Origin of the sequence: Metapseudomonas boanensis (assembly GCF_042232855.1) — a bacterium.
GTDB lineage: Bacteria > Pseudomonadota > Gammaproteobacteria > Pseudomonadales > Pseudomonadaceae > Metapseudomonas > Metapseudomonas boanensis.
On sequence record NZ_CP113889.1, the window covers coordinates 5,651,662 to 5,672,661 of the forward strand.

The following is a 21,000-nucleotide window of genomic DNA, read 5'->3' on the forward strand; positions in this document are numbered from 1 at the left end:
TTTTAGTGCCGACGGATTACTGGGCAAGGGAGCTTTGATCTTCTTGAAGCTGGAGTCACTGCCCCAGTAGGCGCAGAAGATCCACTCATCACCGTGATTCGATTGTTTATGCCCTTTGCACAGACCAATGCAAACAGCTGAGGGTGCCGTACCAATCATGCAAACGGCGACACAGCGCGATAGACGATCGAGTTATGTCTGGATCTTCCGAAGCATAAGCGGGGTTCTTCGTCCTGGGCCCTAGGCTGGAGAGGCTGTTTTTGTAGGGATAAATGCTTCCTCCAAGCGCCCCATCAGGACGCCCGGAAGAAAGGCATGATAGGAAAACGACCCCCGAACTCCAGGTGAAGACGCCTGCGGCGCTGACGGGTCAGTCGTCCAGGCCGAGAGCAGCGAAGGCTTCCAGGATCTTGTCCTGAACCTCGTCGATGCTGAGATGGGTCGAATCGAGGATGACAGCATCGGGAGCCGGCTTGAGCGGAGCTACCGAACGCTGGCTATCACGCTCGTCACGCTCCTGGATTTCCTCCAGCAGCGAGGCCTGATCCGCCTCCATACCCTTGCCTTTCAGTTGCAAATAGCGACGACGGGCACGCTCTTCGGCGCTGGCAGTGAGAAATATCTTCAGCTGGGCCTCAGGAAAGACCACGGTCCCCATGTCACGGCCATCAGCCACCAGCCCAGGCGCCTCGAGGAAGGCGCGTTGGCGCTGCAGCAATGCCTCCCGAACGGCAGGTAGAGCGGCCACCTGAGAAGCACCGGCACCTACCTGCTCGGAGCGAATGATGTCGGTGACATCCTCACCCTCCAGCACGATGCGCTGGCCACCGCCAACTTTGGCGCTGAACTGCACATCCAGGTGCGCCGCCAGCACCTTGAGCGACTCCTCGTTCGTCAGGTCGACGCCATGGTTGCGCGCTGCGAATGCCAGCAGCCGATACAGCGCCCCGGAGTCGAGCAGATGCCAGCCCAGTCGCTTCGCCAGGAGGCCCGCAACTGTGCCCTTGCCCGAACCGCTGGGTCCGTCAATGGCGATCACGGGCACATTGTTGCTCATGGCTTACCCTCTTCAGATACGCGTATACCGGTCTGGCCAGCCAACCCGAGGAAGTTCGGGAAGGAGGTAGCGACGTTGGCGCAGTCATGAATACGGATAGGCGCGCTGGCACGCAGGGATGCGACGCTGAACGACATCGCGATACGGTGATCGCCGTGGCTCCAGACTTCGCCACCACCCATCGGGCCGCCCTCGATTACGATGCCGTCCGGGGTCGGTTCGGCCTTGACCCCCAGGGTTTGCAAGCCGTCGGCCATGACCTGGATGCGGTCGGATTCCTTTACCCGCAGCTCCTCGGCACCACGCAGCACAGTGCTGCCTTCGGCGCAGGCCGCAGCGACGAAGAGCACGGGGAACTCGTCGATGGCCAGCGGAACCAGGTCTTCAGGAATGTCGATGCCTTTCAGCTTGGCTGCACGAACGCGGATATCCGCTACTGGCTCGCCTCCGACTTCACGCTGGTTTTCCAGGGTGATATCCCCGCCCATCAGGCGCAGGATATCGATCACCCCGGTACGGGTCGGGTTGATACCAACATGCTCCAGCACCAGTTCAGAGCCCTCGGCAATGCTTGCCGCCACCAGGAAGAAGGCCGCCGAGGAAATATCAGCCGGAACTTCGATATGCGTGGCGCTGAGCTTATGGCCACTTTCGACCGTGGCGGTGTTGCCGTCGACATTTACCGGGTAGCCGAACCCCTGCAGCATTCGCTCGGTATGGTCGCGGGTTGGCGCCGGTTCGCTCACGGAGGTTTTGCCAGCCGCGTAGAGGCCCGCCAGCAGCAGGCAGGATTTGACCTGGGCGCTGGCCATGGGCATTTCGTAGCTCATACCAGTGAGACACTGGCCACCGCGGATGGTCAGCGGCGGACGGCCTTCGGGACCAGTCTCGATCACCGCCCCCATCTCGCGCAGCGGCTTGGCCACACGGTTCATCGGGCGCTTGGAGAGGGACGCGTCTCCGGTCAGGGTGGTGTCGAACGACTGCGCGGCGAGCAGGCCACTGAGCAGGCGCATGGAAGTACCGGAGTTCCCCAGGTACAGCGGACCGGGCGGAGGCTTCAGGCCGCCCAAGCCCACACCGTGGATGGTCACGCGACCGTGGTGTGGCCCCTCGATAACCACACCCATGTCGCGGAAAGCCTGTAGGGTCGCCAGGGCATCCTCACCCTCGAGGAAGCCCTCGACCTCGGTAGTGCCCTCAGCCAGCGAGCCGAGCATGATCGAACGGTGGGAAATGGATTTGTCGCCCGGCACGCGAATGCGCCCGGAGAGTCGGCCACCCGGCTGGGCCAGGTAAATCAGGTCATTGTTGTGCATGGCGTCCACATAGGCCCGTCGGGCCAGGATTTTGCTGAAATGCTCGCGGGCGAAGCGGGCGCGCGTGAACACGCCCAGTAATTCATGCCCATCCCCAGCGTCGACCGCGCCGCGCAGGGCGTCGAGGTCAGCGCGAAAATCGTCCAGGATGCGCAGCACCGCCTCGCGGTTGGCGAGGAAGATGTCGTGCCACATCACCGGGTCGCTGCCGGCGATCCGCGTGAAGTCGCGGAAACCGCCCGCAGCGTAGCGAAAAATCTCCAGGTTCTCGCTGCGCTTGGCCAGCGAGTCGACCAGGCCGAATGCCAGCAAGTGCGGCAAATGGCTGGTCGCGGCAAGCACCTCGTCGTGATGCTCGACCTCCATGTGCTCCACATCGGCGCCGAGCTCACGCCAGAGCAGGTCGACGAGGTCCAGAGCAGCCTTCTCGGTGTTCTCCAACGGCGTGAGGATCACTTTATGGCGACGGAACAGGCTGGCGTTGGCCGCCTCCACTCCGCTCTTCTCCGAGCCAGCGATCGGATGGCCAGGCACGAAACGGGGAGGCATACCATCGAAGACCCACCGCGCCGTCCGCACCACATTACCTTTGGCACTGCCGACGTCGGTTAATACCGCCTCGCCCAGGTCCAATTGAGCCAGCTCGACCAGGAGCTTCTCCATGGCCAGGATTGGCACGGCCAACTGGATCACACTGGCACCTCGACAGGCTGCGGCAAGGTCACTTTCGCAACGGTCGACCACCCCAGTCTCGACGGCGATGCGGCAGGACTCCTGGTCCTTGTCGACCCCAACCACTTCGGCAAATAGACGCTTCTCGCGCAGCCCCTTCGCAAAGGAGCCGCCGATCAGACCCAGCCCGATTACGACCAGACGCCCGAAGATAGGTGCACCTTGTTGCGCCGAGATGACATCAGGCACGGTCAAGCACCTTGGCCAGCGCTGCCAGGCAGCGCGCGTTCTCAGCCTGCAGACCAATGGAGACGCGCAGGAAGTTCGGCATACCGTAGCCGGCCACTGGACGCAGGATCACGCCTTCGCGCAGCATGGCTTGGTTGATCGGTGCAGCATCGCGACCGAAGTCGACAGCGATGAAATTGCCCCTGGACGGAATCCAGCTCAGGCCCAGCGCGCGGAAGCCCTCTTCCAGCTGTGCCATGCCGGCGTCGTTGATACGACGACTCTCCACCAGGTAGTCGGCATCGTCCAACGCCGCGCAGGCAGCAGCCAGGGCCAGACTGTTGACGTTGAACGGCTGGCGCACCCGGTTCAGCACATCCGCCACTTGAGCCGTCGAGATGCCATAACCAACGCGCAGCGCAGCCAGGCCGTAGGCCTTGGAGAAGGTGCGCGACACTAGCAGATTCGGGTAACGGGCCAGGTACCGAAGGCCATCGGGCAGATCATCGCCTTCGGCGTACTCAATGTAGGCCTCATCCAGGACAACCAGAACGTTTTCCGGAACGCGGGCAAGGAAGTCCCCCAACGCCGCGGGACCAAACCAGGTTCCAGTGGGGTTATTCGGGTTGGCGATGAAGACAACGCGGGTGTTGGCATCGATGGCTGCCAGCATCGCCGGCAAGTCATGGCCCCAGTCCCTCGCCGGAACGACTTTGCCCTGCGCACCGACGGCCTGGGTGGCGATTGGGTAAACGGCGAACGCATATTCGCTGAACACGGCATTCAGGCCCGGCGCCAAGTAGGCGCGTGCGACCAGATCAAGAATATCGTTGGAGCCGTTGCCGAGGGTCACCTGAGTAGGAGTAACACCGCAGCGATCAGCCAGACGACGCTTGAGCTCGAAGCCATTGCCATCGGGGTAACGGGTCAACTCGGCGAGCTCGTTACGGATTGCCTCTAGTGCCTTGGAGCTCGGGCCCAGAGGATTTTCGTTGCTGGCCAGCTTGACGATGCTGGCAGGATCCAGGTCCAGCTCGCGAGCCAATTCATCCACCGGCTTGCCGGGCACGTAGGGCGAAAGCTTCTGCACGCCCGGCTGGGCCAGGGCGAGGAAATCACAGCTCATAACAAAGCCTCAAGCTTGAAGCTGCAAGCCGCAAGCGAAGCCAGGCGTCGATACGCTTGCAGCCTGTCGCTCGCAGCTTGTCGCTGTCGTTAAAGTACGGCCTTCGGATAGGAACCCAGCACCTTCAGGGCCACGGCTTCCTGGTTGATCTTCTCCAGCACATCCTTGATCAGCGGATCACGGTGATGGCCGACAAAGTCGATGAAGAACACGTAGGTCCACTTGCCACTGCGCGACGGACGGGTCTCGATACGGGTCAGGTCGATGCCATTGTTGTGAAAGGGCACCAGCAACTCGTGCAGCGCACCAGGTTTGTTGCGCATGGAGACGATGATGGAAGTCTTGTCGTCGCCCGTCGGCGGCACTTCCTGGCTACCGATTATGAGGAAGCGCGTGGAGTTATCCGGCCGGTCCTCGATCTTCTCGCACAGCTTGGTCAGACCATAGAGATTGGCGGCCATGTCGCCAGCGATCGCCGCCGAGTTCCACTCGCTCTTGACCCGCTTGGCCGCATCGGCATTGCTGGAAACCGCAACACGCTCGACGTTCGGGTAGTGCGCGTCCAACCACTTACGGCACTGCGCAAGCGACTGGGCGTGCGAATAGATACGGGTGATGCGGTCGGTCTTGGTGGTATCGCCCACCAGCAGATGATGGTGGATTCGCAGCTCGACCTCGCCACAGATCACCATGTCATGCTCAAGGAAGCTATCCAGCGTGTGGTTTATGGCGCCCTCGGTGGAGTTCTCCACGGGGACCACGCCGAAATTGACTGCGCCCGCGGCCACTTCACGGAATACTTCGTCGATGGCGGCCATCGGCACGCTAATGACGGCATGGCCGAAATGCTTCATCGCTGCCGCCTGGGAGAAGGTTCCTTCCGGACCGAGATAAGCGACTTTGAGTGGCTGCTCCAGCGCCAGGCACGAAGACATGATCTCGCGAAACAGCCGCGCCATCTCCTCGTTGTCCAGCGGACCCTGGTTACGCTCCATGATGTGCTTGAGGACCCAGGCCTCACGCTCGGGGCGGTAGAAGACCGGCTTCTCGCCTGCCGGCAGCGACAGCATCTTCACGCGGGCCACGTCCTGTGCGCAGCGGGCACGTTCGCTGATCAGCTCGAGAATCTTCTCGTCGAGACTGTCGATGCGCAGGCGCAGGGCCTTCAGTTCTTGTTCGGACATCAGCCGTGCTCCTTCTCGAACTCCGTCATGAAGGCCACCAGCGCCTCGACAGCATCAAGACCGACGGCGTTATAGATGGAGGCGCGCATGCCGCCCACCGAGCGGTGGCCTTTGAGGTTCAGCAGCCCGCGCGCGTCGGCGCCTTCGAGGAATGCCTTGTCCAGGCGCTCGTCCGCAAGGCGGAACGGCACGTTCATCCAGGAACGGGCATTGGAGGCTATGGGGTTGGTGTAGAAATCGCTCTTGTCGATGTAGCCGTAGAGCAGGTCCTTTTTCGCCTTGTTGAGCTTCTCCATGGCCTCGACGCCGCCCTGCTTTTTCAGCCACTCGAATACGAGGCCGGAGAGGTACCAGGAGAAGGTGGCCGGCGTGTTGTACATCGAGCCATTATCCGCCGCAATCTTGTAGTTGAGCATTGTCGGGCAGATGGAACGTGCACGTCCCAGCAAGTCTTCGCGAACGATGACCACCACCAGCCCGCTCGGGCCGATATTCTTCTGAGCACCGGCGTAGATCAGGCCGAAACGGGAAACATCCAGCGGACGCGACAGGATGTCGGAAGACATGTCCACCACCAGCGGGACATCACCCACCTCGGGAACCCAGTCGAACTGCAGACCACCAATGGTCTCGTTGGAGGCATAGTGCAGGTACGCGGCGTTCTTGCTCAGCGCCCACTCGTTCTGGCCAGGGATGGCGAAGTAGTCATAGGCCTTGGCGCTGGCAGCAACGTTGATGTTGCCAAAGCGACGGGCCTCCTCGAGGCTCTTCTTCGACCAGATGCCGGTTTCGACGTAGTCAGCTACGCCGTCTTCAGGCAACAGGTTCAGGGGAATCTCGGCAAATTGCTGGCTGGCGCCGCCCTGAAGGAACAGCACCTTGTAGTTGGAGGGGATGGCAAGCAGATCGCGCAGGTCCTGCTCGGCCTTTTCTGCAATAGCGACATACTCGTCGCTGCGGTGGCTCATCTCCATCACCGACAGGCCCTTGCCCTGCCAGTCGAGTAGTTCCGCCTGGGCGCGTTGCAGAACAGCTTCCGGAAGCGCGGCCGGGCCGGCGCAGAAGTTAAAGGCTCGCTTGCTCACATCCACTCTCACTAGGTAGCGCGGAGGACGCCATCGCCCGTCCGCCGATTATTCCAACCGAATGGACAGGCCGGCGCCGGCCTGCCCATTCAGTTCACGCTTACTCTTCGCTGGCAGGCCCTGCATCGTCAAGCTGGACTTCGTCCACGACGACCTCATCCGCAACATCCATACCCTGCTCTTCGCCTTCCAGCTCATCAGCTTCGCCGTCGTCGGATGGCTCCTGCACGCGCTCAAGACCAACAAGGGTCTCATCCTTGGCCAGCTTGATCAGGGTAACGCCCTGGGTGTTGCGACTGGAACTGGAGACTTCGTCGACACGGGTACGCACGAGGGTGCCCTGGTCGGAGATCAGCATGATCTCCTCGCCGTCCTGCACCTGGACTGCGCCGACCAGCTTGCCATTGCGTTCGTTGGTGACCATCGCGATTACGCCCTGGCCGCCACGACCACGACGCGGATAGTCTTCCAGCGGAGTGCGCTTGCCATAACCACGCTCGGAGGCAGAAAGGATCTGCGCGCCCGATTCCGGAATCAGCATGGAGATCAGGCGCTGGCCTTCCGGCAGGCGCATGCCGCGGACACCACGAGCGATACGACTCATGGTACGCACGTGCTTCTCCTTGAAGCGGATGACCTTGCCGCCATCGGAGAACAGCATCACTTCCTTGGCGCCGTCAGTGATGGCGGCGGCAATCAGGGTGTCACCCTCTTCCAGCTTCAGGGCGATCAGGCCGCTGCTACGCGGGCGGCTGAATTGCACCAGCGGGGTTTTCTTCACAGTACCGAAGGCAGTGGCCATGAAGATGTAGGCCCCGGTCGGCTCGTCCTGCTCGTCGTCAGAGACCTCGGCGTCGCTTTCGTCACCGTTCTCGGCCTCGACTACTTCACCTTCGATCACCACGCCTTCGCCCTCGTCCAGCTCCTCGTCGGCACCTGCGCTCTGCTGCAGGGCTTCCAGGTCAATCTGGAGCATTGCGGTAATGCGCTCGCCTTCATCCAGCGGCAGCAGGTTCACCAGCGGGCGGCCGCGCGCAGTACGCGAGGCTTCGGGAATCTCGAAGGTACGCAGCCAGTAGACCTTGCCTTTGCTCGAGAACAGCAGCAGGGTCGCGTGGCTGTTGGCAACCAACAGGTGTTCGATGTAGTCCTCGTCTTTCACGCCGGTGGCCGACTTGCCCTTACCGCCACGACGCTGGGCCTGGTAGGCGGCCAACGGTTGGCTCTTGGCATAGCCACCGTGGGAAATGGTCACCACGCGCTCTTCTTCGGTGATCAGGTCCGCGATGGTCAGGTCGACCTGGGACGCGACGATCTCGGTACGACGGGCGTCACCGAACTCTGCCTTGACCTTTTCCAGCTCCTCGCGAATGACTTCCATCAGCCGCTCAGGATTGGTCAGGATACGGATCAGCTCGCCGATCAGAGTCAGGATTTCCTGGTATTCGGACAGCAGCTTCTCGTGCTCGAGGCCAGTCAGGCGGTGCAGACGCAGTTCGAGGATGGCCTGGGCCTGTTCCGGCGACAGGTAATACTTGCCTTCGCGCAGACCGTATTGCGGATCGAGGTCGTCCGGGCGGCACGCGTCCGCACCAGCGCGCTCGACCATCGCCTCGACCGCACTGGACTCCCAGGGAGTCGCGATCAGACGCTCCTTGGCCTCGGCCGGGGTCGGCGAAGCCTTGATCAGCTCGATCACCGGGTCGATGTTCGACAGAGCGACCGCCTGGCCTTCGAGGATGTGGCCGCGCTCACGGGCTTTGCGCAGCTCGAATACGGTCCGACGGGTCACCACTTCGCGACGGTGACGGACGAACACTTCGAGCATGTCTTTCAAGTTCATCGTGCGCGGCTGGCCATCGACCAAGGCCACGACGTTGATGCCGAATACGCTCTGCAACTGCGTCTGGGCGTAGAGGTTGTTGAGGATGACCTCGGGCACCTCGCCGCGGCGCAATTCGATGACCACGCGCATGCCGTCCTTATCGGACTCGTCGCGCAGCTCAGTGATGCCTTCGAGCTTCTTCTCCTTCACCAACTCGGCGATCTTCTCGATCAACCGTGCCTTGTTCAACTGGTAAGGCAGCTCGGTAATGACGATCTGCTGGCGACCGCCGACCTTGTCGATATCTTCGATTTCGGCGCGCGCGCGGATGTAGATACGGCCACGGCCGGTGCGATAGGCCTCGATGATGCCCGCGCGACCATTGATGATACCGGCGGTTGGGAAGTCCGGTCCCGGGATGTAGCGCATCAGTTCATCGACCGTGAGCTCCGGGTTATCCATCAGCGCCAGGCAACCGTCGATGACTTCGCTCAGGTTGTGCGGCGGGATGTTGGTCGCCATGCCAACGGCGATACCGCTGGAACCGTTGACCAACAGGTTGGGGATCTTGGTCGGCATGACCGCCGGGATCTGTTCGGTGCCGTCATAGTTCGGCACCCAGTCCACGGTTTCCTTCTCCAGGTCGGCCAGCAGTTCGTGGGCCAGCTTGGACATGCGGACTTCGGTGTATCGCATGGCCGCGGCGTTGTCGCCGTCCACCGAACCGAAGTTGCCCTGACCATCGACTAGCATGTAGCGCAGCGAGAAGGGCTGAGCCATGCGCACGATGGTGTCGTAGACGGCGGTGTCGCCGTGGGGGTGGTACTTACCGATGACGTCACCGACCACACGGGCGGATTTCTTGTACGGCTTGTTCCAATCGTTGCCCAGTTCGCTCATCGCGTAGAGAACGCGACGGTGTACCGGCTTCAGGCCGTCGCGCGCGTCCGGCAAGGCGCGCCCGACGATGACGCTCATCGCGTAGTCGAGATAGGACTGTTTCAGCTCGTCTTCGATATTGACCGGGAGGATTTCTTTGGCCAGTTCGCCCATGAGAAGCCTGGTTCCTTTTTCTGGTGAAGCTCCGCCCCACTCGTCCTGAGCGGCGCGAAGCTCGTCGCTGTGGCTTGAAACCACAACGACTCACGACAAATCAACGAGTTAAGCCAAGGATCTGTGCAATTCGACCGCCTCTTCAGGGCAGCCTCGATAACTGCCGGAGCTTACCACAGTCACCGCCTCGCACCTACCCCGCTACCTGCCGACCAATAGCTCAATGCAGGCGCTTGCGGCACATCAGCTGGGCCATCTTGGCTGCATCCGGACGCTCCACCACGCCACGCTCGGTCACAATTGCATCAATTAAATCAGCAGGAGTCACGTCGAAGACCGGATTGACCGCATGGACATCAGCGGCCACGCGACGCCCCCCCAGATCCAGCAGCTCGGCACCGTCACGCTCCTCGATCGGAATGTCGTCGCCGCTTTCCAGGGACATATCGATGGTGGAACTGGGCGCGACGACCATGAAGCGGACGCCGTGGTGCATGGCATTGACGGCCAACTGGTAGGTACCGATCTTGTTCGCGACATCGCCATTGGCGGTAATGCGATCGGCGCCGACGATGACCCAGGTGATGCCCGCCGTCTTCATCAGGTGCGCGGCCGCAGCATCGGCATTCAAGCTGACCGGAACACCTTCATTGGCCAGTTCCCAAGCGGTGAGCCGCGCCCCCTGGAGCCAGGGTCGGGTTTCGTCGGCATAAACTCGCTCCACCAACCCATCCAGATGAGCTGCGCGGATCACACCAAGCGCCGTACCGAAGCCACCGGTCGCTAAAGCACCGGTATTGCAGTGAGTCAGTAAGGCCTGCGGACTCCCCTGATGCTTGCGAATCAGCTCCATGCCGAGTTGAGCCATGGTCAGGTTGGCCTCCCGATCGCTGAGGTGGATGGAAATCGCCTCGGCCTCCAGCGCCTGCAGCGGCGCCTCACCCGGCTTGAGACGTCCCAGCCGCTCACGCATGCGATTCAGTGCCCAGAACAGATTGACGGCAGTCGGTCGCGACGCTGCCAGAATACTGAAATCCGCCTCCAGCGCCTCACGCCAGTCCCCCCCGGCAGCCAGACGGGCACGCGCGCCCAGAACCACGCCGTAAGCGGCGCTGATGCCGATGGCCGGAGCGCCGCGCACGACCATCTGACGGATGGCGCTGGCAACCCCTTCTGCCGAGTCATAGGCGAGCCAGATTTCCTCGGCGGGCAACAGGCGCTGATCGAGCAGATGAAGGGATCCGTCTCGCCAATCGATCGCCTTGACCTTCTCGGCTGCTAACAGTTGTTCACGCATCACCCACCTCACCACCCGTAACTCGCGGAAAAACCGCAGATTATAGCGAGCCGGACCGTGTCTGGCTCGGGTATACTGCCGCCACCCTATTTTGCGCCCAGGATGCGCCTCCATGCCCACTGCCAATGCCCCGCTCGACCTGCTTCTGCTCCCGACCTGGATTGTCCCGGTAGAACCCGCCGGCGTGGTACTTCGGGATCACGGCCTGGGCATCCGCGACGGCCGCATCGCACTGCTGGCGCCACGCGAGCAAGCCCTTCGCCATCCGGCCCACGAGTGCCGCGAACTTCCCGGCATGGTGCTGACCCCTGGACTCATCAATGCCCACGGCCACGCCGCCATGACCCTGTTCAGAGGACTGGCCGACGACCTGCCACTGATGACCTGGCTACAGGAGCACATCTGGCCAGCAGAAGCCAAGTGGGTCGACGAAACGTTCGTCCGCGACGGGACGGAACTGGCGGTAGCCGAGCAGCTCAAGAGCGGCATCAGCTGTTTCTCGGATATGTACTTCTACCCCTCGCAAGCCAGTGAGGTCATCCATGGCACTGGAATCAAGGCCCAACTGGCCATTCCTGTGCTGGATTTCCCGATTCCCGGCGCCAGCGATGCGGCCGAGGCAATCCGCCGAGGCGTGGAGCTGTTCAGCGACCTCAAGCACCACCCGCGGATCAAAGTGGCCTTTGGCCCCCATGCACCCTACAGCGTCAGCGACGACAAGCTCGAGAACATCCGCGTCCTGGCTGAGGAGCTGGACGCAAGCATTCACATGCACGTTCAGGAAACCGCGTTCGAAGTGCAGCAGAGCCTCGAACAGCGTGGCGAACGCCCGATGGCGCGGCTGGCCCGCCTTGGCCTGCTGGGGCCGCGTTTTCAGGCCGTCCACATGACCCAGGTGAGCGATGAAGACCTCGCCCTGCTGGTTGCCAGCAACACCAACGTGATCCACTGCCCCGAGTCGAACCTCAAGCTGGCCAGCGGCTTCTGCCCCGTGGAGCGCTTGTGGCAGGCAGGGGTCAATGTCGCCATCGGCACCGACGGCGCCGCCAGCAACAACGACCTGGACCTGCTCGGCGAAACCCGCACTGCGGCACTCCTGGCCAAGGCTGTTGCCCACTCCGCCAGCGCCCTGGATGCCCACCGGGCATTGCGCATGGCCACCCTGAATGGCGCACGGGCGCTTGGACTCGACCAGGACACCGGCTCACTGGAAGTCGGCAAGGCCGCCGACGTGGTCGCCTTCGACCTGTCGGGCCTCGCCCAGCAGCCGGTCTACGAGCCGGTCTCCCAACTGATCTATGCCACCGGGCGCGATGCAGTGCGGCACCTGTGGGTCGATGGCAGGCAACTGCTCGACCAGGGCCGTCTGACCCGGCTGGATGAACAACGCCTTGGCGCCGTCGCCCGTAGCTGGGGCGAGCGCATTGCCGGCCGCTGAATTCTGTCTTGAGGAAATCCCATGACCAACGTCGACCACGTCGAAATCGCCAAGTTCGAGGCCCTCGCCCACCGCTGGTGGGACCGTGAGAGCGAGTTCAAGCCTCTGCACGACATCAACCCGCTGCGTGTCAACTGGATCGATGAGCGGGTCAAGCTGGCCGGCAAGAAGGTGGCAGACATCGGCTGCGGCGGTGGCATCCTCAGTGAGTCCATGGCCCAGCGCGGCGCGACCGTCACTGGCATCGACATGGGTGAAGCGCCACTGGCCGTCGCCCAGCTCCACCAATTGGAATCCGGCGTACCAGTGGAGTACCGACGCATCACAGCCGAAGGGCTGGCCGCCGAGATGCCCGGCCAGTTCGACGTGGTCACCTGCATGGAAATGCTCGAGCACGTTCCCGACCCCGCCTCGGTCATCCGCGCCTGCTACACCTTGGTCAAGCCCGGCGGGCAAGTCTTCTTCTCGACCATCAATCGCAATCCCAAGGCTTACCTATTCGCCATCGTCGGCGCCGAGTACCTCATGCGCCTGCTGCCGCGTGGCACCCACGACTTCAAGAAGTTCATCCGCCCCTCTGAACTGGGCGCCTGGAGCCGCGCCGCAGGCCTGCAGGTCAAGGATATCATCGGCTTGACCTACAATCCGCTGACCAAGCACTACAAACTGGAAGCCGACGTCGACGTCAATTACATGATCCAGACCCTGCGCGAGGAGTGACCAGCATGCGACTCAGAGCAGTTCTTTTCGATATGGACGGCACCCTGCTGGACTCTGCGCCGGACTTCATCGCGATCTGCCAAGCCATGCGAGCGGAGCGCGGCCTGCCGCCGCAGGATGAAAAACAGATCCGTGATCAGGTCTCCGGAGGTGCGCGCGCCATGGTCGCCACAGCATTCAGCATCGACCCCGAGGCTGAAGGGTTCGAAACGCTGCGCCTGGAGTTCCTGGAGCGCTATCAAAGCCACTGCGCCGTCCTGACCCGCCCCTTCGAGGGCATCGATGAGCTACTGCAAGACATCGAACGGGCCAATCTGATCTGGGGCGTGGTGACCAACAAGCCGGTGCGCTATGCCGAACCCATCATGCAGCAGCTTGGCCTGGCCGAACGCTCTGCCGTGCTGATCTGCCCGGATCACGTGAAGAACAGCAAGCCTGACCCCGAAATGCTACTACTGGCCTGTAGCCAGCTGAACCTGGACCCGGCCAGCGTGCTTTTCGTTGGTGACGACCTGCGTGACATCGAATCCGGCCGCGCCGCAGGGACGCGCACTGCCGCCGTGAGTTACGGCTATATCCACCCAAACGATAATCCGACGCAGTGGGGCGCCGACGTTGTGGTCGACCATCCGCTCGAGCTGCGCACGCTGCTCGACTGTGCGCTTTGCTCTTGATGAGCAGCCGGCTCAGGCCGGAACGCTTCTGGTACAGCTGAAACCAGGCGTATAGCCTCAAGCTTCACGAAGGAGTTTCCATGTTCCAATATTCCGCTCGCCCTGACCTGCTCAAGGATCGGGTCATCCTGATCACCGGCGCTGGCCGTGGCATCGGCGCTGCTGCCGCCAAGACCTTCGCCGCCCATGGCGCCACCGTGCTGCTGCTGGGCAAGACCGAAGCCAGCCTGAATGCCGTCTACGACGAGATCGAAGCCGCCGGCCATCCGCAACCAGCGGTAATCCCCTTCAACCTGGAAACCGCCCAGCCGCACCAGTACGACGAATTGGCCGCAACGCTGGAGGCCGAGTTCGGCCACATTGACGGACTGCTGCACAATGCTTCGATCCTTGGTCCGCGCACGCCGATCGAGCAGCTCTCCGGCGACAACTTCATGCGCGTCATGCAGGTCAACGTCAACGCCATGTTCATGCTGACAAGCACCTTGCTACCGCTGCTGAAACTGTCGAGTGATGCCTCGGTAGTTTTTACCTCCAGCGGCGTTGGCCGCAAAGGCCGGGCCTATTGGGGCGCCTATGCCGTCTCCAAGTTCGCCACCGAAGGCTTGATGCAGGTGCTGGCCGATGAGGTGGACGGCGTGGCGAATGTCCGCGCAAACAGCGTCAACCCGGGCGCCACGCGCACCAGCATGCGCGCCCAGGCATACCCTGGAGAAAATCCTGACAACAATCCGGAACCCGCCGACATCATGCCTGTCTACCTTTACCTCATGGGGCCAGACAGCACCGGTGTAAACGGCCAGGCTTTCGACGCGCAATGACCGCCCTCCGCGGCGGTCATTCGACCGCCGCAACCTCCGCCAGAATTCCGGCAGCCATATTCCGTGAACGGCATCACATTGCCATGCTTTTGCCAGTATCCCGGCAATGGCTTGCCTCAAGGCACCCTGCGAACATTGTAACCATTTGAAATTCAATGGTTTTCCAATAGATATCAACGACTGGCACGAAAATCGCTCTAAGTCCGTAGTCGCCGCTTACTGCGCCAGAGGTTCAACTGAATGGCTCCTCCCAACCGGACCAACACCATCGATTTCGACGCCGCCAAACTGCAGCGCCTGGGCTTCACCGGCAAACGACAGCCGAAGCTCAAGCCGGTCAGCCTGGCCGAATTGCATCGCCAGCTCAACCTGCAACTGCAGACCAGCCTGGACGTCGAGCGCATCGTAAACCTGTTCTTCACTGAAGTTCAGCGTCTGGTGTCTCTGGATGCCCTCACCTACCTCCATCAGAGCAGCGACGTTCGCCTGGAGTTTGGCACTCTCGCCAGCCATTCAGCCGGGTACCGACTAAGCAATGAAGGCGAATACCTTGGCGAACTGATATTCCGACGCAACCAGCGCTTCGACGAACAGGAGCTGAACCAGCTGGAATCGCTGCTTTCCAGCCTGCTCTTTCCCTTGCGAAATGCTCTGCTCTACCGAGCCGCGGTGCAAAGCGCATTGCGCGACCCCCTCACCGACACCGGGAATCGCATCGCCATGGAGCAGACGCTTCAGCGCGAGGTCGACCTAGCGCGACGCAGTCTTCAGCCAATGTCGGTCCTGATGCTGGACATCGACCACTTCAAACGCATCAACGACCAATACGGCCACAGCACCGGCGACGAAGTGCTCAAGGCCGTGGCAACGACCCTCAAGGGCAAACTACGCAATGTCGACATGGTGTTCCGGTTCGGCGGCGAAGAATTCCTGGTGCTGCTTTCCGGCACCTGCCGTGAAGCGGCTGCCATGGTAGGTGAGCGACTACGCCTGGGCATACTGGAATTGCAGTATCTGGTCCAGGGCCGGCCGCTGGATCTTTCCATCAGCCTGGGGTGCGCAACGTTGCTCCCGGCCGAGTCGGTGGAGAGCCTGCTGCGCCGGGCGGACAACGCACTGTATGTGGCCAAGCGGGAAGGCCGCAACCGGCTATCCATGGCGGGCTGACCCGCCACCCGCCTCTGGGGCGCAGAGCCCGTAGAAGCTTCTTTATTGTTTTCACTCCCTCTGGTTGCTGTACCACTGAGCAACCAAATCCCCAGAACCCCATCAAGTAGGTCGGAGTCACACGGCCGCCCGTTCAGGTATGAGGCGAGGTCTCCCTAGGCAAGAGTGCAATCCTTCACCGCACGGCCGCCGGATGCACGCCGCCCCCTTGCAAGGTGTGCAGGGAACTCCACCTCCAAGCGAGCGCGCCCTGCCGGGCGCACAAAAAAAGCCCCGCCGAAGCGGGGCTGAGCACTAACTCATAGAGGCGTGATGCATCACGGGATGCAGACACCATGCTGGCCGCTCTGGGCCAGGTCCATCAGCTCACGATTAGCCACCGCATACATCGCATAGTCGGTCGCAGTCGCGGCACGCAGCTCAACGAGCATCACCTTCCAGCGCTCCACCAGCGCACGATGCTGGTCCAGCCACAGGGCAACTCGCTCTTCGATGTCTGCCGGGCCATCGTTCATCTGCAGGACAGAGACGGTGATGGCACGCTGTTGCCAGTCCAGATCATCACGGAAAGCTTCCCGCGCCAGCGCCTGCCAGTTGTTTTCCACCGGCAGACTGGTGATCTGCTGCAGGTACCAGGACAGGTCCAGTGCCCCGCCAACGGCGAAGTAGGCGGCGGCAACTTCTGCCGTGTCCTTGCCGGTGACGTCCGAGGCTTCGATGATCGGCAGCAGGGTGTAAAGGTGGGTGGTGCCCGCCACTACGCGAGCAAGTTCCTCCGGCGCACCGGCTTCGACATAGGTCTGGAAGCGCGCCAGCCACTGCTCGCGCGACGGTCCTTCGAGTAGCTCGTCAAGGCGACCAGCCAGCTCCGCCACACGCGGGGCGAAGTGACCGACGTCACGGGCAGCGTCCAGGTCCTCGCGGCGACTGCGCAGGAACCAGCGGGTCGCGCGGCGGCCCAGGCGCATCAGCTCGTCCATCAGGGTCAACTGCAGCTCAGCCGAGACCTTGTAGTCCAAGGCCTCAATCTGCTTCCACCAGTGCGGCAGACGGAACACGTCGCGCACGATCACATAGGCGCCGGCCACGTTGGCGGCACTCATGCCTGTGGACTCCTTCAGGCGCTGCACGAAAGTGATGCCCATGTGGTTGACCAGGTCATTGGCGATCTGGGTGCTGACGATCTCGCGCTTCAGGCGATGACGACGCATGGCGTCACCAAATTTCTCCGCCAGGAGCTGCGGGAAGGCGGTTTCCATCTCGCGGGCCAGGTAATCGTCATCCGGCACCAGCGATTTGAGCAACGACTCCTTGAGGTCGATCTTGCTGTAGGAAATCAGCACCGACAGTTCCGGACGGGTCAGGCCCTGTCCGCCGGCGATACGCTCGTTCAGCTCCTCGTCCGTAGGTAGGAACTCCAGCGCGCGATCCAGCTTGCCGGCGGCTTCCAGCGCGGCGATCAGGCGTTTGTACTCGCCGATCTTTTCCCGCGCGCGGCGCTGCGCCAAGGACAGGGCCTGGGTCTGCTTGTAGTTGTTGCCCAGCACCAGGTTGCCCACGGCGTCGGTCATCTCGGCCAGCAGCTGGTTGCGCTGCTTGCCGGTCATATCCCCTGCGCCAACGATCTCGTTGAGCAGGATCTTGATGTTGACCTCATGGTCCGAGCAGTCCACGCCGCCGGCGTTGTCGATGAAGTCGGTGTTGCTGGCGCCACCGTTGAGGCCGTACTCGACGCGACCCAGCTGGGTCATGCCAAGGTTGCCGCCTTCGCCCACCACCTTGGCACGTAATTCACGGCCATCTACGCGCAGGGCGTCGTTGGCCTTGTCGCCCACGTCAGCGTGGCTTTCCTTGCTGGATTTGACGTAGGTGCCGATACCGCCGTTCCAGAGTAGGTCGACCGGTGCCTTGAGCAGTGCATTGAGCAATTCGGTCGGGGTCAGCTTGTCCGCGTCGATCTCGAAGCGCTGCTGCATCTGCGGACTCATGGCGATGCTCTTCGCACTGCGCAGGAAAATGCCGCCGCCTTCGGAGATCAGCTTGGTGTCGTAGTCGGCCCAGGAGGAGCGCGGTAGGTCGAACAGACGCTTGCGCTCATGGAAGCTGGAAGCCGCATCCGGATTCGGGTCGATGAAGATGTGCATGTGGTTGAAGGCCGCCACCATCTGCAGCTTGTCCGACAGCAGCAGGCCGTTGCCGAACACGTCGCCGGCCATGTCGCCGATGCCGATGACGGTGATGTGGTCCTTCTGTACGTCGATGCCGCGCTCACGGAAGTGGCGCTGCACGGATACCCAGCCGCCCTTGGCGGTGATGCCCATGCCCTTGTGGTCGTATCCCGCCGAGCCGCCGGAAGCGAAGGCGTCACCCAGCCAGAAGCCGTACTCGAGAGCGATGCCGTTGGCGATGTCGGAGAAGGTCGCGGTGCCCTTGTCAGCCGCCACCACCAGATAGGGGTCGTCGGCGTCGTGGCGTACCACGTTGGCCGGCGGCACTACCTTGCCTTCTTTCAAGTTGTCAGTGATGTCCAGCAGACCGCTGATGAAGATGCGGTAGCAAGCGATGGCCTCGGCCTGGATATCGTCACGGCCACCACCCACTGGCAGACGACGTGGGATGAAGCCGCCCTTCGCCCCCATAGGCACGATCACCGCGTTCTTCACCTGCTGTGCCTTGACCAGGCCCAGCACTTCAGTGCGGAAGTCCTCTTCACGGTCCGACCAGCGCAGCCCGCCACGAGCCACGTCGCCAAAGCGCAGGTGCACGCCCTCGACTCGCGGCGAGTAGACGAAGATTTCGAACTTGGGTACCGGGCGCGGAATCTCTGGGATCAGGCGCGGATTGAGCTTAAAGCTGAAGTAGGACTTGTGCTGGCCGTTGGCATCCGTCTGGTAGAAGTTGGTGCGCAGGGTCGCCTTGATCAGGTCCAGATAGCGGCGCAGGATGCGGTCTTCGTTAAGCACGGCGACGTTGTCCAGCTCACCAAGGATGGCCTGCTCCAGTTTCTGCTGCTTGTCTTCCAGGTCTTCGCCGGCCAGCTTGCGCGCCAGGTAGAAGCGCGTCTTGAACAGACGCACCAGTTCCTTGGCGATATTGGCGTGGTTCAGCAGGGTGCTGGCGATGTAGGAGAGGTCGAAGCCCAGGCGGATCTGCTTGAGGTAGCGCGCATAAGCCCGCAGCAGAGCCACGTCGCGCCACGGCATGGAGGCGGTCAGCACCAGGCGGTTGAAGGCGTCGTTCTCCGCATGACCGCCGACGATGTTGACGAAGGCATCCTGAAGCGTGTCGTTCAGCTCTTGGATATCGACTTCCTGGCCGAGGGCGCTGGTGAAGGCGAAATCGTGGATCCAGTATTCGCGACCGTCCTGGCGGGTGAGGCGGTAAGGGAACTCGCCGAGCACGCGCAGGCCGAGGTTCTCGAGGATCGGCAGGACATCCGACAACGCCAGCGGCGAATCGGCGTGGTAAAGCTTGCAGTGCAATTGCTGCTCGCCCTGGGCCAGCGGCTGGTAGAAGCTCATCACCAGCTGGCGGCCATCGGATAGGCTGTGCAGGTGCTGCATGTCGACCACCGCCGAGTGCGGGGCGAAGCGCTCGCGGTAGCCGGCCGGGAAGCCTTTCGGGAAGTCGGCCAGCACGCGGTTACCCTGGGCCTCGCCGAAACTCTCGACGATCAGGTTGGCGTAGTCGTCCTTCCAGGAACGGCAGGCCTGAATGACTTCCTTCTCCAGCAATGCGATATCGACCGGGACCTTGTTTTTCGGGTCCAGACGCAGGATGAACTGCACGCGCGCAAGCACCGACTCGGAGAAGAAGGTCCAGAACTCGCAATCGCTCGCCTTCAGGCGCTCCATCAGGATCTGCTGGATCTTCACGCGGGTTTCGGTGGAGTAGACATCACGCGGCACGTAGGCCAGCGCATAGGCAAAACGCCCGTAGGGGTCACGGCGCAGGAACAGGCGGATCTTGTTGCGTTCCTGCATCTGCACGATGGACATCGCGGTGGCGAAGAGGTCGTCCACTGGCGTCTGGAACAGGTCGTCACGGGGCAGTACTTCCAGGACCTGGGACAGCTCCTTGCCCAGATGGGCTTTCGGCGCGAAGCCCGAGCGACGCTGGATTTCGGCGACCTTGCGGCGGATGTAGGGAATCTGCTCGACGCTTTCGGCATACACCGACGAGGTGTAGAGGCCCATGAAGCGGCACTCCTTGACCACCTTGCCCTTGGCATCCAGCGCACGAATGGAGACGAAGTCCGGGTAGGCCGGGCGATGCACGCGGCTCGGCTCGGCGGCCTTGGCGAAGGAGAGCAGCATCGGTTCGCGCAGATAAGCCAACGCCTCCGGCCCGATGTGCACGTCATCCTTCTTCAAGCCACCGCGACGCAGGACTGAGATGCCCAGGAGGGATTTCTCGTCGTATACCAGGCTCCCACCGTCGGCCTCGTCGACAACGGTGAACTCTTCATAGCCCAGGAAAGTGAAGTGATCGTCCAGCAACCACTCCAGGAATACCTTGATCTCACTGAGTTCTTCAGTATCGACCTTGAGCTTGGCCTTGCCGAGCCAGGCCAGCAGCTCTTCGGCCTTGGCCTTCATCGGGTGGAAGTCGGCGACGGCAACCCGTACCTCGCCCAGCACTTCCAGCAGCGCCTTCTCCAGGGTCTTCTGCGCCCCCACATTGGCACAGCGATCGATCTCCAAGAACATCAGCGACTCTTGGCGCACGTCCTTGCCCGGGGTGCCCTTGGGCAGGACTTCCAGCAGTTCGCCCTTGGCGTTGCGGCGCACGCTGAGCACGTTGTTCTGCAGGGTGTGAATGCTGTAACCGCGACGGTTCAGCTCCATGCGTACCGAATCCACCAGGAAGGGGATATCCGGGTGCAGCACTTCAACGGCGGTGTGGGTCGACTGCCAGCCGTGTTTCTCGTAGTCGGGGTTGAACACCCTGACCTCGGGACTGGCAGGATCGAAACGCTCCAACAGACGCCAGGAGGACAGTGTGCTGCCGGCCAGGTCGGAGAGCCGGCGCTGGGTCAGCTCGTCGAGCGCGATGATGCCGAAGAATTGTTCGGCGAACAGGGCTACTTGTGGCAATGCCTGCTCGTTGACGTGCTGCGCCAGAACCGCTTGCAGTTGGTGCTGGAAGTCGGCTTTGCTGGCCGCGGTGAAGAACGCCATGGTAGTGCTCCGCTTGGCTCGTTTTATTAGGGGTTAAGCGTAGATCGCTTGAACGAGGACGAAGGGCCGCAAGTCGATCCAGGCAGCGCGCCCCTTCTCCGGGTGTCATGCCGGGAACAACTGCGACCCGGCGGTCACCATTGCCGCGAAAGCT

13 protein-coding genes are annotated in these 21,000 nt (G+C 62.2%); 5 read left to right on the forward strand and 8 right to left on the reverse strand.

The window, feature by feature from the left end:
- Positions 1–370: 370 nt before the first annotated feature.
- The 7 genes from cmk to mtnA all read right to left on the reverse strand — a co-directional run bounded on the left by cmk (position 371) and on the right by mtnA (position 10,846).
- A complete protein-coding gene (gene cmk, locus OXH74_RS26220; RefSeq protein ID WP_375739535.1) occupies positions 371–1,057 on the reverse strand; it encodes a (d)CMP kinase in 687 nt (228 codons plus the stop codon).
- Complete coding sequence (locus OXH74_RS26225; RefSeq protein ID WP_375739536.1) at positions 1,054–3,297, reverse strand: bifunctional prephenate dehydrogenase/3-phosphoshikimate 1-carboxyvinyltransferase; 2,244 nt, start codon at positions 3,295–3,297, stop codon at positions 1,054–1,056. Before OXH74_RS26225 ends, cmk begins: the two co-directional genes overlap by 4 nt.
- Complete coding sequence (hisC, locus tag OXH74_RS26230) at positions 3,290–4,402, reverse strand: histidinol-phosphate transaminase (RefSeq protein WP_375739537.1); 1,113 nt, start codon at positions 4,400–4,402, stop codon at positions 3,290–3,292. Before hisC ends, OXH74_RS26225 begins: the two co-directional genes overlap by 8 nt.
- Positions 4,403–4,491: 89 nt before the next feature.
- Positions 4,492–5,586: a prephenate dehydratase gene (pheA, locus tag OXH74_RS26235; RefSeq protein ID WP_375739538.1), complete on the reverse strand. Its 1,095-nt coding sequence runs from the start codon at positions 5,584–5,586 to the stop codon at positions 4,492–4,494.
- Positions 5,586–6,671 (reverse strand): 3-phosphoserine/phosphohydroxythreonine transaminase, encoded by a 1,086-nt coding sequence (serC, locus tag OXH74_RS26240; RefSeq protein ID WP_375739539.1) that lies wholly within the window; start codon positions 6,669–6,671, stop codon positions 5,586–5,588. Before serC ends, pheA begins: the two co-directional genes overlap by 1 nt.
- A gap of 100 nt (positions 6,672–6,771) precedes the next feature.
- On the reverse strand, positions 6,772–9,549 hold the full coding sequence (gene gyrA, locus OXH74_RS26245) for a DNA gyrase subunit A (RefSeq protein ID WP_375739540.1): 2,778 nt from the start codon (positions 9,547–9,549) through the stop codon (positions 6,772–6,774).
- 220 nt (positions 9,550–9,769) lie between these two features.
- Complete coding sequence (gene mtnA, locus OXH74_RS26250; RefSeq protein WP_215381511.1) at positions 9,770–10,846, reverse strand: S-methyl-5-thioribose-1-phosphate isomerase; 1,077 nt, start codon at positions 10,844–10,846, stop codon at positions 9,770–9,772.
- Between the two features lie 112 nt (positions 10,847–10,958).
- On the opposite strand from mtnA, the gene OXH74_RS26255 reads away from it, so the two are divergent.
- The 5 genes from OXH74_RS26255 (at position 10,959) to OXH74_RS26275 (ending at position 15,666) form a co-directional block, all read left to right on the forward strand.
- Positions 10,959–12,284, forward strand: coding sequence for a TRZ/ATZ family hydrolase (locus tag OXH74_RS26255; RefSeq protein ID WP_375739541.1), 1,326 nt, complete (start codon positions 10,959–10,961; stop codon positions 12,282–12,284).
- A 21-nt stretch (positions 12,285–12,305) separates the two neighbouring features.
- Positions 12,306–13,004: a bifunctional 2-polyprenyl-6-hydroxyphenol methylase/3-demethylubiquinol 3-O-methyltransferase UbiG gene (gene ubiG / locus OXH74_RS26260; protein ID WP_215381507.1), complete on the forward strand. Its 699-nt coding sequence runs from the start codon at positions 12,306–12,308 to the stop codon at positions 13,002–13,004.
- A gap of 5 nt (positions 13,005–13,009) precedes the next feature.
- Entirely contained in the window at positions 13,010–13,678 is a 669-nt protein-coding gene (mupP, locus tag OXH74_RS26265; RefSeq protein WP_375739542.1) for an N-acetylmuramic acid 6-phosphate phosphatase MupP, read from the forward strand.
- 80 nt (positions 13,679–13,758) lie between these two features.
- Positions 13,759–14,499 carry a YciK family oxidoreductase gene (locus OXH74_RS26270; RefSeq protein WP_375739543.1) on the forward strand — a complete coding sequence of 247 codons (741 nt, stop codon included), beginning with the start codon at positions 13,759–13,761 and terminating at the stop codon, positions 14,497–14,499.
- A gap of 240 nt (positions 14,500–14,739) precedes the next feature.
- Positions 14,740–15,666, forward strand: a complete 927-nt coding sequence (locus tag OXH74_RS26275; protein ID WP_215381500.1) for a GGDEF domain-containing protein — start codon at positions 14,740–14,742, stop codon at positions 15,664–15,666.
- Positions 15,667–15,983: 317 nt separating this feature from the next.
- Here the strand turns inward: OXH74_RS26275 and OXH74_RS26280 are convergent, their stop codons facing one another.
- Complete coding sequence (locus tag OXH74_RS26280; protein WP_375739544.1) at positions 15,984–20,846, reverse strand: NAD-glutamate dehydrogenase; 4,863 nt, start codon at positions 20,844–20,846, stop codon at positions 15,984–15,986.
- Positions 20,847–21,000 lie beyond the last annotated feature (154 nt).